At 69.1% G+C, this 12,812-nt stretch carries 7 protein-coding genes; 4 read left to right on the forward strand and 3 right to left on the reverse strand.

The genetic code is table 11. The features are described 5' to 3' along the window. Positions 1-97: 97 nt before the first annotated feature. Positions 98-448: a beta/gamma crystallin domain-containing protein gene (locus OG214_RS09530; RefSeq protein WP_382851266.1), complete on the forward strand. Its 351-nt coding sequence runs from the start codon at positions 98-100 to the stop codon at positions 446-448. 643 nt (positions 449-1,091) lie between these two features. Here the strand turns inward: OG214_RS09530 and OG214_RS09535 are convergent. Continuing rightward, entirely contained in the window at positions 1,092-1,652 is a 561-nt protein-coding gene (locus OG214_RS09535; protein ID WP_405984500.1) for a TetR/AcrR family transcriptional regulator, read from the reverse strand. 141 nt (positions 1,653-1,793) lie between these two features. Between OG214_RS09535 and OG214_RS09540 the strand changes: the two genes are divergently transcribed. From OG214_RS09540 to OG214_RS09550, 3 genes are all read left to right on the forward strand, one after another. Next, on the forward strand, positions 1,794-3,599 hold the full coding sequence (locus tag OG214_RS09540) for a carboxylesterase/lipase family protein (protein ID WP_405984501.1): 1,806 nt from the start codon (positions 1,794-1,796) through the stop codon (positions 3,597-3,599). Positions 3,600-4,375: 776 nt separating this feature from the next. Next, complete coding sequence (locus OG214_RS09545) at positions 4,376-6,196, forward strand: serine/threonine-protein kinase (protein WP_405984502.1); 1,821 nt, start codon at positions 4,376-4,378, stop codon at positions 6,194-6,196. Positions 6,197-6,643: 447 nt separating this feature from the next. After that, complete coding sequence (locus OG214_RS09550) at positions 6,644-8,557, forward strand: FHA domain-containing protein (RefSeq protein WP_405984503.1); 1,914 nt, start codon at positions 6,644-6,646, stop codon at positions 8,555-8,557. Between the two features lie 130 nt (positions 8,558-8,687). On the opposite strand, the gene OG214_RS09555 is transcribed toward OG214_RS09550, so the two are convergent. Both OG214_RS09555 and OG214_RS09560 read right to left on the reverse strand, forming a co-directional pair. Next, complete coding sequence (locus OG214_RS09555) at positions 8,688-9,041, reverse strand: VOC family protein (protein WP_363084256.1); 354 nt, start codon at positions 9,039-9,041, stop codon at positions 8,688-8,690. Positions 9,042-9,276: 235 nt separating this feature from the next. Then, positions 9,277-12,675, reverse strand: coding sequence for a S8 family serine peptidase (locus tag OG214_RS09560; RefSeq protein ID WP_405984504.1), 3,399 nt, complete (start codon positions 12,673-12,675; stop codon positions 9,277-9,279). Positions 12,676-12,812 lie beyond the last annotated feature (137 nt).

Raw genomic sequence — 12,812 nt, forward strand, 5'->3', positions numbered from 1 at the left:
TATCCGTCTGTCCGCTCGGCGAAGTATCGCTCCGTCATGAGGCGGCATCGCCGACAGGGGCAGCCCGTGCGGCCGGCCTTTGTATGAAGGAGAGTCTGTGATCTCAAAAAGCAGGAGGGCCGCGCGTGCCCTGGCCGTGTCGCTCGCCGCAGTTACCGCCCTCACCGTCAGCACGAGCGGCAACGCCTACGCCATCGATCATGTCGAGTGTCGCGGCGGAGAGAACTTCCTCAAGATCTGGTCACACAACGGTGGCAGGCAAAGCGTCGACTGCTACGCGAACCGCGGGAGGACCAGCTTCGGTGGGTGGTGGGTCGACAAGATCTCCACGGGCAACAACGACCTGATCTACTACGATGCCAACGGTGACTCGGTGAGGATCAATCGCTGGAAGGTAATCAGCTTCCCGAACCGCCCGCCGAAGGTCAACTCCATCGAGATTCTGTGATGAGTTGACCGCCGGTCGCGGGGAATGACTGTCCGGTCACGCCCTGGCGGGCGTGACCGGTACATGGAGGTCGCCATGTCACGGAACTTGTGGCAGAGCCCTTGCGGCCACCGCCCCGGTCGCCGTGCCCGGTGCGTTCCTGACCATCGTGGTCGCCTGCGCCTACGTCACCACCGACGCCCTCACCCCCGCAGGCCGACCAGCGCGGCACGCGGATACTCGACGGTCGGCGCGGTGGCGAAGCGGTCGAGGATCTCGTGAGTGACGACCCCCCTGCCAGCATGAACACGCCTGCGTCCGGTGCCCCATGCTCCAGGTCAGTCCGAAGATGATCAGCCGACTCGACGACCTCGAAGCCGACCTCATCACCCGCCGAGCACGTGCCCAAGCCGGGGGCTGGGCCGGGGGGATCGAAGGGCTCGGCCTAACCCTCCAACTCCTCCGCGCCAAACGCGACGACACCCACCGTCGGGCCCGACGCCCCACCGTCGGCCTCGGGATCCCCACCTCACGAACCGCTCTCTCAAGCCGCTGATCGACGGGATTCCGCAGGCGAATTCCGTCAGTCGAGCAACTGCCCACCGTGGGCATGGGGCGGGTGGCGCCGTGGTGGTCGTGTTGCCTTCGGTCGAGGGCCTGAGTCTCACGCCTTCTCGGGCAGGTAGGCGGCCAGCGCCCGCAAGCCCGCCAGCACCTCGTCGGCGGTGGGAGCGGACTCGGGGTCGGTGAGGTGCTGCATCATCAGGCCACTGACGAGGGCGAGTTGCACCGAGCCGATGGTACGGATCGCTTCTTCGGAGAGCTCGGTCTCTACGGTTCCGGTGACCTCTCGCGCCATGCCGCTGCGCCCCTGCCGTAGCCCGGCGGCCACCTGCTCACGCAGTTCCGGGTCGCGCTGTGCGCGCAGGACGGTCTCCAGATTGGCGGTCCAGAAGATCTTGTTGGCAGAGAACGCCTCGATCAGCCCGCGCCATAGTGCGCCGAGGTCGGTGTCGCCCGCCGACGGTCCGAAGACCTGGTCTCCCGAGTCGAGCGCCTCGAAGAGCGCCTGGTTGAGCAGCGCCTCCTTCGAGCCGAAGTGATAGCCGATCGCCGCCATGCTGACGCCCGCCGCGGAGGCCAGGTCGCGGACCGTCGTGCGCTCGTAGCCCTTCGCGAAGAGGCACTGCCTCGCGGCCTCCAGCAGCTTCTCCCGATTTCCCATGACGCAGACCCTAGCAACGATCGGCGCGTTTGCGCCAGACGAACGCCTCAGACGATCGACTTAGGCATACGTCTTGCGCACTTGCCCAAATCCTGGCTACCGTTTCGGACATCGAAGATCACGCCGATCCTTGGAGCCCGGATGAACACCAGGAAGTCCCGCGTCGCGGCCCTTGCTGCGGCCACCGTCTCCGCGACGCTCGCCGCCACGGTGATCACGGGCGGCCCCGCCTCCGCGCACCCCGGCGCCCAAGTCGTCCCCACCCGGGTGACGACCGCCGAGGGCCCGGTGCAGGGCACGGCCGCCGGTGTGGTGCGCACGTTCCAGGGCATCCCCTACGCGGCCCCGCCGACCGGAGAACGCCGGTGGAAGGAGCCGCAGCCGGTGCGCCCCTGGTCATCGCCGCTGAACGTCCGGGCGCCGATGAGCGCCTGCGCGCAGCCGACCGACCAGCCCATCTCGATCGAGGGCAGCGGGGAGGACTGCCTCTACCTGAACGTCACGACTCCGGCCGGGCGGACGACGGGGCGTCTGCCGGTCATCGTCTGGATTCACGGCGGCAGCTTCACCTACGGCGACGGCGCCACCTACCGCGCGGCCAAGCTGGCCGTCGCGCGGCAGGGCGCGATGGTCGTGACGATCAACTACCGGCTCGGCGCGTTCGGCTTCCTCACCGCGCCCGGTCTGCGCGCACCGGCCAACCTCGGCCTTCTTGACCAGCAGGCCGCGCTGAAATGGGTCAACCGCAACGCCGCCGCTTTCGGCGGCGACCCCCGCAACGTCACGATCATGGGGCAGTCGGGCGGTGGCTACAGCGTCTGCGCCCAGCTGGTTTCGCCCGGAGCCCGCGGGCTCTTCAGCAAGGCGATCGTGCAGAGCGCGGGCTGCGTCGGACCGGACGGTTCGTTGACCCGCGAGCAGGCCAAGGCCAACGGGCTCGCCGTCGCTGAGGCCGCGGGCTGCGACGATCCACGCACCGCCGGCTCCTGCCTGCGAGGCAGGTCCAGCGCCGAGCTCATCGAGGCATCCGCCTCCGGGCACGACGGGTATCGGCCCGTGGTGGACGGCAAGGTGCTGCCCGAGGCCCCGGCACGTGCGATCGCCGCGGGGCGGTTCGCCCGGGTGCCGCTGCTGCACGGCTCCACTCACGACGAGATGAGCGGACTGGCCGGGCTCGACGAGATCATGACAGGGCAGCCGCTGACCGCCGAAGGCTACACCGAGAAGGTCACCGAGCAGTTCGGGAAGGACGCCTCCGCCGTCCTGGCCGAGTATCCGGCCGCGGACTACCCAGCACCCGGAGCGGCGCTGTCGGCCGTGCTGACCGACTCGGAGTGGTCGACCGCGGCGCTCGACACCCACCGCGCGCTGGCCCGCCACACCCCCCTCTACGCCTATGACTTCGCCGAGGCCGAGGCCCCGTACTTCAAGAACGTGCCGCGGCCGACGAGTTTCCCGCTCGGCACCGGCCACATGATCGACCTGGCCTATCTCTTCGCCAACGACCTGTTCGAACCGCTCGATGCCACGCAGGCCGGACTATCGGACACGGTGGTCGCCTACTGGAGCCGGTTCGCGTCCACCGGGCAGGTGAACGGACATGGCCTGCCCATGTGGAAGCGGTTCACCAACAGCGGCCCCTACGTGCAGCGGCTCGCGTCCGGCCGCATCGGTCGCACCGACTTCGCGGCCGACCACCACTACGCCTTTTGGAAGGCACTCGCCCCTCATGGAACGGCTGGCAGCCGCGTTGGCCACGACCGCCGGGGTGGTAACGAGGGTCGTCCCGCGTACAGTCCGCCGGTCCCGCATGCCGCGCCCATCAAGGACGCCGCGTACAGGGCGGTCTCCGTCCTACCGTCCCCGGTCGGTGCCGTCACCAGCGGAATGCCCGAACCATGCACCACTCCGGCCAGTCCCGCCTCCACGCTCAATTGCAGCGGATAAGGCGAGGTGATCTCCGGAAACATGTCACGGAACGCGCCACAGCCAAAGGTGGCCCGGCCAAGACCGGCATCCTCAACAGGAGCGGACGCCATGCGTTCCGCGCTGCGCGCGTGGACACGTAGCGCGGTCGAAGAACCGAAGTCCGGGTGGGCGTCGACCGTTTTCTGCTGCCGCTGAACGACATATTCCTGGCCGGCGATCCAGTCCGGAACGATGACGACTCCGCGATGAGTACCGTACTCATGACGTATCTTCTTGACCTTGCTGTCATTCACCCGGTCATGCGCGTAAGCGGCCTCACGGAGAAATCCGCGGTGGGCCGGCCTCGCCCGGACGGCCAAGTCCTGGAACCGCGGCATGATGGCGGCATCTCAGGTGTGCCTCATGGAGTGGGGCGGGCAGTGCTTCCCATCGTCAAGGAGTCGGCCGGTCCGCCCCCTGGTGATGGGGATCGCGCGGCCCAAACGGTGTCGCGTTCACGGTCGGCGGCCCGCGGGCGTCGTTGATCCATGCCGTGCCATGCGTCCGATCGAGAGCTGAAGCGCGGCGGACGTGTCCGGTGCCGACGAGCCCCAGAAGGAACTTCCCCCTTGTGTGTGTGGTGACTTAGTGTGTGCCCGCAGTCGGCAGGTCGCCCGCCCTGTCCCCGGCAACGGGCGCCGGTTCGGCTTCTTGGATACTGGGGGCACGATGGGGGACGATGCAGACGCCACTGATGTGGACGGCCGGCATCGACACGCCCCGGCCATTCGCACGAGACAGGAAATATGAGCCCGATGCCTCATGATGACGTGGCCTCGACCGACGAAGCCGCCGAACGGCTGGTAGCCGGTCGCTATCGCCTGCGGTCCGTGCTCGGCGAGGGCGGTATGGGCACCGTGTGGCGGGCCCGTGACGAGGTGCTGCACCGTGAGGTCGCCGTCAAGGAGGTACGCGCTCCGGCTGGACTGGCCACGGAGCAGGTCCAGCGGATGTATACCCGCTTGGAGCGGGAGGCCCTGTCGGCGGCGCGCATCAGTGCCCGGAGCGTGGTGACCGTCCATGACGTGACCACCTACGACGGCCGGCCCTGGATCGTCATGGAGTTCGTCCGTGGCCGCTCGCTCGCCGAAGTCATCAGCTCCGAGGGCGCCCTCTCCCCGCAGCGGTCCGCCCGTATCGGTGCCGAGGTGCTCGCCGCTCTGCGCGCCGCGTACGACGCCGGAGTGCTGCACCGCGACGTGAAGCCCGCCAATGTCCTGCTCGGTGACGACGGCAGGGTGGTACTCACCGACTTCGGCATCGCGACCCTTGAGGGGGATACCGCACTGACGATGACCGGCGAAGTCATCGGTTCTCCCGAATATCTGGCGCCGGAACGGGCGTTGGGCCAGATCCCCACCCTCGCGTCGGATCTCTGGTCCCTCGGTGCGCTGCTCTACACGGCGGTCCAGGGCCGGTCGCCCTTTCGTCGGACGACTCCCCTCGCCACCCTGCGCGCTGTCGTTGACGACCAGTTGCCCCCGCCGCACCGGGCCGGACCCCTCACGTCCGTCATCGAGCGCCTGATGCACAAGGACCCCGCCAAGCGTATGTCGCCCGACGAGGCTGAGCGGGAGCTACGCGCGGCGGCTGCCGACACGGCGGTACCCGCCGCGCGGCCCCACGTGCCCGCCGACGGGGAACTGCCCACCGCCGAGACCTCGTTCGGGGCGACCGCGGAAGAGGCCACGGTCGGGTCACCGACCACGACAGCGGCATCGCCGGTCCCGGGGAACACCACGGACACCGGGGACATGACGACGGCTGCCGATATTCCGGCAGCGGGGGTTCCTGCTGCGCCCCGGCCCGCCGTTCCGGAATCTGGAACCACGACCGCGGTCGGCATCTCCAACTCCTCTGGGCAGCCGACGCTTTCCGATTCGGCGACGACCGCCACCACGACGGCAGCCGCTCCGGCGCCACGCTCCCCGGAGACCGGCTCGGCCGCGGACACCGCCAGGCCACCCGTCATATCGGCTGGATCGGCTGGATCGGCAGGATCGGCAGGATCGGCAGGATCGGCAGGATCGGCAGCAGGGTCCGCATCCGCGACGCCCGCGTCGGCATCCGGCTCCCGACCCGCACGGCGGCGCGTCGGATACCTGATCACCGGGGGAGCCCTGGTGCTGGCCCTGGTCGCCGGAGGACTGGCCTACGTGCTCGGCGACGACGACCAGGGGACCGGTACGAACGCCGGCTCACTCCTGGAGCAGGGCGACACGGCCGGGCGGCCCGTCTCGGTCAGTGTGGAGGGCAGCTCGACCACATACACCGGAAGCTGCCCCGCCAATGACTCGTCCCCGCGCTTCACCGCGACCTTCACGGTCACCGAGCTGCCCTTCCAGTTCTCGTACCGCTGGGTCTCGGCGAACGGTTCGGTGATCGACCAGGAGTGGCGGACGCTGGCGTTCGAGGAAGGCGGCCCCCGCACCCATCAGGAGTCGGTGCAGCTGTCGACATACGCGCAGGCCGGAACGCTCGAAAGCAGCATGGCTGTCGAGATCCAGTCCCCCTTCGAGGCGGTGTCCAACTCGGTCCCGTTCTCGGTGACATGCGTCACGGCGGCGGGCGGGTAGGTCCTGTCCGGCGGATCTTCGTGGATCAGCCCGGGGCCGCTGGTGGAGGGGGTACCACCTGTGCCGTTCAGGCTACGGGGAGCATCGCAAGGCGGAGGATCGGCGTCGCCGATGGACCGGACGTACTCGGACGACTCCGACAACGCGGCGAGGTGCCGTGCCAGGCGTTCCGGGTCCACGAAGATCCGCCGGACAGGGCCCAGATCCTTTCCTCACCGGTCGAGGCCCGGACAAAGGCGCTGCACGCGGCCACGGCATGGCATATCCGGCATACTTCAACCGGCAAGGATTGAAACGTTGTCGGGCATACTCGGACGCCGCCGGTCAAGTTCGGTCTGCCGGACCGGAGTTCCTAAGGTGGGCCGGGAACATTCCACTCTCGTGGCGGGCCGACCAGGGATGTGGTGGTTCCTTCGCCCGCAACCGAGACTTTCGCAAGGAGTTTGTGTGTCGTCGGTCATCGTGGGACGTACGGGTCCCTTCGCCGGTCAGAGTGCGGTTCTGGGCGGTGCTCCGCTGCGGTTCGGACGCAAGAGCGACAATGACGTGATCATCGTCAGCGCCAACGCCTCCCGCCTGCACGCCGAAATCCTTACGGAGGACGGCGCGTACGTGCTCCACGACCGGAACAGCAGAAACGGAACCTTCGTCAACGACCGGCGGATCACCCGTCATGTTCTGGTACCCGGCGACTCCATACGCATCGGCGACGAGACCTTCCTGTTCGAGACCCAGGAGGCTCTGGAGACGGTCCTGGTCTCTCATCTCGAATCACCCCGTGCCGACAGCCCGGCCGACCCGGGCGAGCTGCGCGTCACGGTCACGGGAGGGGGACCGGTCGGCCTCGCCTTCGCCCTGCTGCTGGAGAACGCGCTGCCCGGGAAGGTCTCGGTCACCGTCTATGAAGGCCGGTGGATCAATGACGGCGCCAGGGTGGTCTGGAAGGACGAGACCCACGGCAACGTACGGCGCCAGCAGGTCGTCACCGTGCAGAGCCGGCAGTACCTCGCGCTGACCGACGAGATGCAGTCGGTCCTCTTCGGCGACGAGGCGTCCAGCTCCGAGATGTGGCCTGTGGGACCCGACTCCGTGGACGGCCGCGCGCCCCGCAACATCCGGATCGCCTACATCGAGGACAAACTGCTGGAGCTGGCCAACACCAAGTCCGCGATCCGCCTCGTACCTGAGCGTTTCGACCCGACGCAGCCCCAGCACCGGCTCTCCCAGGAGAACGTCCTGGTCATCTGTGAGGGCGGTCGGTCACGTACCCGCGAGCACTTCGCGGACCGTTTCGGCACGGCCGACGCCTCGATCTACTCCCTCGACGGGGAGCACCTCCAGGACGTGGTACTGGGACTGCGTGTCAAGTCTCAGCTCACGGATCCGATGAGCGTCCTGCTGACCGTGTCCCAGAACAGGTTCCTGCTCAACTCCCTGCGCGGCGAGGGCTTCCTGAACATGAGGCTGACGCGCGACGAGGCGCGCAGCGTGGTCGGTATCGATCCGGTCCGGCAGGTCTTCGAGGAGTGCATCGCGGCCCGGCCCTGCGTGATGAGCCGCCACGAGGACAGCGAGTTCGTCTGCCCGACCCACGGGACCCTGTTCCTGCCCGCCCTGCTGCGCAGTTCGCCGCTGTGGAAGCGGATCAAGGAGGGCCTGAAGCTGTTCGGTGTCCCCGAGGACGATCTGACCGCCATCACCTCGTTCCGGTTGGACATGGTGCAGCGCCCCCGGTTCACCGCGCAGCTCACACGCCCCACCCCCACGAGCCCCGGAACGTACGGTTTTCTGCTCGGCGACGCGGCCAACGCCATCCACTTCTGGCCCGGACGCGGCCTCAACAGCGGCCTTGCCTCGGCCGTCTCCCTGACTCGCTCCCTCAGCCGGGTGTGGCAGGGCCGTCCGCTGCGTGACGCCGACTTCATCCGGCACGAGGCGGCGATGTCCATGCTCCAGTACCGGCACAAGAGCCGCGCCTGGAACGCCATGGTCACCACCGACGAACAGGGCACCACTCGCGCGATCAAGGACATTGTCGCGCTGAGCATGGTGGAGGACGGGGCTGCCGAAGCCCCCGCCGAGCGGTCCGACGACCTGGACATCCTGCTGGACCGTATGCGGGCGATCCGTGAGCGTCTCGCCGTCCGTCTTCCCGGAATGCCCAGCGACGAGGAACTGCGGAGCCATCTGTCGGCACTCGCTCCGTCGACCCTGCGGACCCTGCGGGAGAGCGGTGCGTGGGACACACTGATCGTCGGTGGCGAAGAGGCCGACATCGACATCTTCTACGAGCCGAACGCCCCTGCCTTCATAGCACCCCCGGTCGAACCGGTGAGCCAGGAGGCCGCCGGAGCACGGTAGCAGGTGCTCGACCTGGTGTGAGCCGACCACAGGTCGGTCTGTCCGGTGACCGGGCCCCTGTCACCGGATGGACCGACCCTGCCGTGCGGTGCCCGGTCAACACGGCGGGCGGGTCCGTTCGGTGCCCGCGTCACTGACGCCGCGGGCTGAGGACACAGAACTCGTTACCTTCAGGATCCGCCAGGACGACCCACGACGCATCACCCTGGCCGATATCGACACGCTGTGCGCCATGAGCCACCAGACGAGCCACCTCGGCGTCCTGGTCGTCAGGCCTGAAGTCGAGATGCAGCCGACTCTTGGCCTTCCTGCTCTCATCGAGCCGGACGAAATCCAGCCCCGGCAGGCGATCCGGCGCCGGGCGGATCTCGAACTCCTCGTCGGTGGAATAAACCACAACCCAGCCAAGTGCCTCGGCCCACCACTGCCCCAGGGCCGCCGGATCCGCCGAGTGAACGATTACCTGTTCCCATTCCAAGGTCATCCGCAGAGCCTAGACCCGCCAGGGCTTCGAAGTACAAGGCCCGGCAGCCGCCGAGTCTGCGGGCGATCGCGACGAGTACTGGCGGCACGCCTCGGTCCGTGAGGACTACGGGGCCGTGCGCCGCCCGGTGCTCCTACCGCCGGTGCACGGCCGCCCCCGTCGTCCCGGGCAGGTGACAGAGGCCCGGGACGACGGGGGCGGGATCTGGGCGGCGCCCGGCCGGCGCCGCCTCTGGTCACTTGAGCAGATACGCCTTGACGACGGTCAGGTCGTAGACGTTGCCGCTCCTGTCCGTGAGCTTCGCCTTGAACGAGACCGAGGTGGCCTTCTTCGGATGGCTCAGCGTCAGGCTCCGCCCGCCGTCCTTGGCGGTGGTGACCGTGGCCTTGGCCCACTTGGTGCCACCGTCGTAGGAGACCTGTACGGACAGGGACTTGAGACCCTTGCCCGCCGCCGGGCCCTGGACGGAGAGCGGGACCGTCAGCTTCTTGCCCTTGGCTCCGGCGCTGCCGAGGTCCAGCTTCGGGGCGAAGCGGACGGTGGAGAGCGGCAGCGTCACCACGGACTCACCGCCCGGCCTCTTCGAGGTGAACGTCCAGCCCGCGACGATCCGTGTGCTGACCCCGGCCACCGCGGTGGAACGGGACACGTCCGTACTGATCCGGTACGCGGCCGACGCGGTGGGCAGAGCGTCGGTGTACGCGCAGAGTTCACCTCTGCTGTCCACGAGCTTCCTGCCGCCCGCGGTGATCACGGTCCGCTGCTTGGTCACCGAGGACTGCCCGAAGTGCCCCGCGCCGTCGGTGAATTCGGGGACGCAGACCGCCAGCTCGTTCTGGAACCGCTGGGCGACGCTGTCGCCGCCGGTCTTCGGACTGAACACCCCGACGTTGTAGGTGTGCTCGTAGGTCTTCTTCGCCCGGTAGGTCCTCGCCCCGTCGGACGCCAGGAACACATAGCCCCCGGCCTCCGTCGCGCCCTGCTGTTCGACCGCGAACTCCCAGGTGAAGCCCTTGGGCACGGTGACATAGGTCTTCGCCACGGCGGGCAGGGCGAACGGCCGGGTGACCGTGCCGATGCCGAACTCCGGGGCGTTCCACACGGGGTTGACGACGGCCCGCTGGGACTTCGCGGAGGCGCCGACGCGCAGATTCACCAGGGCCAGTTCGCTCTTGGTCACCTTGTGGGTGAGCCCGGTGTGGAGCGAACCGGTGCGGTTGTAGAAGACGTTGTAACTGGTACTGCCCTTCTGCCAGGCGCCGCCCACCTGGGAGCTGAGGTCCCGGGCGGCGAGGGCCGGGCCGACCTGCGCGGTCCTGAAGCCCGTGAAGCCGTCCAGGAACCAGGAACTGCCGAGGCCGCCGCTCCGCAGCTCCAGCGAGTAGTTCAGATACGCGGCGGTATTCGTCGCGGACTCCGGCGGGGTGATGCTCACCGGCTTCGCCTTGCGGGCGTCGAAGGTGATGGTCGAGTTCGCGGTGACCGAGAGCTTCGGCGCCACCATCAGGGCGATGTCGGAGCCGGGCTTGGATCCCCTGGGAGTCTCGACCGGGGCCTCGATCAGATAACCGCCCCTGGGGACACGGAGCTTGGCGGTCCCGTCACCGTCGGCCTCGAAGAGGTCCTCCCAGAACTCGCCGCTGTGGCCGTAGACCATCGCGCCGGCCCGTGCGGGCTTGCCCTTGGTGTCGATGAACTTCACCGTGAGGTCGTACGACTCCGCCTCCCGCACGACGCCGAAGGACGTGCGCACGCTCTGGCCGCCCCCGCTCGCGGCGGCGACGACGGAACCCGAGAACGCGCCGTCCAGCGTGCCGGTCCGGGTGTCCGAGATGAGATCGACGCTCGCGCCGCCGCCCGCGGGTACGGTGACCTGCCGCGCGCCGAGCCCGAAGAAACCGGCCGGGGCGGGCTGTCCCTGGGGTCCCGTCGTGTCGAGCGACAGATCGAGGGTGACCGGCTCCGTACCGCTGTTGCGGTAGGTGATCTGCCGGGTCACCGGGGTGTCGTCGGTGTGCGGCCATCTCTGGAGACCGAAGTTCACCGAGGTCTGCTCGCTGGCCACCGTCTGGGTGATCGCCGCGGCCACATCGGTACGTCCGGTGCCCTGCTGGTACGCCGTCAGCCCGGCGGTCGGCCTGGCGGACGCGGTCAGCGTCTGCTTGATCCGCTGTCCGGTCCAGTCCGGGTGCTCCTGGGCGAGGATCGCCGCGGCTCCCGCCACATGCGGGGTCGCCATGGACGTACCGGACATCGACACATAGCCGTCGGCCGCCGGGGTCCCGAGCCGTCCCTGGGCCGCTCTCGCGGCGACGATGTCCACACCGGGCGCGGTGAGGTCCGGCTTGAGCGAGCCGTCGGCCGTCCGGCCCACGCTGGAGAAGTCGGCGATCCCGTCGGCCCGGTCGACGGCGCCGACGGTGAGCGCGGAGGCCGCGCTGCCGGGCGAGCTCACCGTCCCCGCCTCGGGGCCCTCGTTGCCCGCCGCGACGACGAAGAGGATGCCCTTGTCCGCGGAGAGCCTGTCGACGGCTGCCTCCAGCGGGTCCGTCTCCACGGTGTCCAATCCGCCCAGGCTCAGGTTGGCCACCTGCGCGCCCTGGTCGGCGGCCCACTGCATCCCCGCGATGATCCCGGAGTCCGAGCCGGAGCCCGAGTCGTCGAGGACCTTGCCGTCGAGGATCCGCGCACCGGGCGCGACGCCCTTGAACTTCCCGCCGGACTTGGCCCCCGAGCCCGCCGCGATCGAGGCGACATGGGTGCCGTGGCCCACTCGGTCGGCGGTGCTGCCCGAACCGGAGAAGTCCCGCTGTCCCACCTCGACACCCTTGAGGTCGGGATGGGTCTCGTCGACCCCGGTGTCCAGGACGGCTATCTTCACGCCGGTGCCGTCGTATCCGGCCTGCCAGGCGGCCGGGGCGCCGATCTGCGGGACGCTCCTGTCCAGGCTCGCGTGGCGCCTGCCGTCCAGCCACACCCTCGCCACACCGGGTGCCGTGCCGCGCGCCGTCCGCTGACCGGCGACGGGCGCGGTGAGGGCGTGCCACACCTCGGACGAGCCGGTCCTGGGCGCGGTGAGCGCCTCCCCCCTGACCGCGGGCAGGCTCCGGCGTACGGAGACGTCCGCGGCCGAGATCGCCGACCTCGCCCGTGCCTTGTCCTCGGTGTCCTTGGTGTACGACACGATCAGCGGCAGTGTCGCGCGGTGCGCGTCGTCGTACCGGTCCCTGATGAGACCGGTCACATCGAACAGCCGCCGGTCGAGAACACCTTGGGCCACCAGCCGCGACGCGTCGGCCGGCAGGACGTACGTACTGCCCCCGACGCGCCTGACGGTCGCGCGGACGCTCTCACGCCCCTTGGCGGTATCGATCCGGGTCACCCGTCCCCTGGCGTCCACACGCACGCGGTCCCCGGTGATCAGGGTGACCACGGACGGTTCGCCCTGTGCCTTGCGTGCCTTCGCGGCGAAATCCCCCGGTGCCGCGGCGCCGGATCCCGCACCGGAGCCCGAGCCCGAGCCCGAGGCGGAACCGGAAGCGGACGACGTCCCTGGAGCGGCCCCTGTGATGAGTCCCGCCGTGAGCAGCGCCGCCACCATGGCCGCGCCGACCCTGCTTCGTCTACCGGACAACTCTCCCCCTGTGTACACCTGTTGAGATGCGGTCATAAATCGAACTAACCCCCGAAGTGAAACATACCGAGTATGCACGCGATTGATCGTCTTGGGCCCCCAAGTGGGCCCGGGGACCCTGCCGTTGGGTCCCGCTT

Source organism: Streptomyces sp. NBC_00872 (assembly GCF_045161915.1).
Taxonomy (GTDB): domain Bacteria; phylum Actinomycetota; class Actinomycetes; order Streptomycetales; family Streptomycetaceae; genus Streptomyces.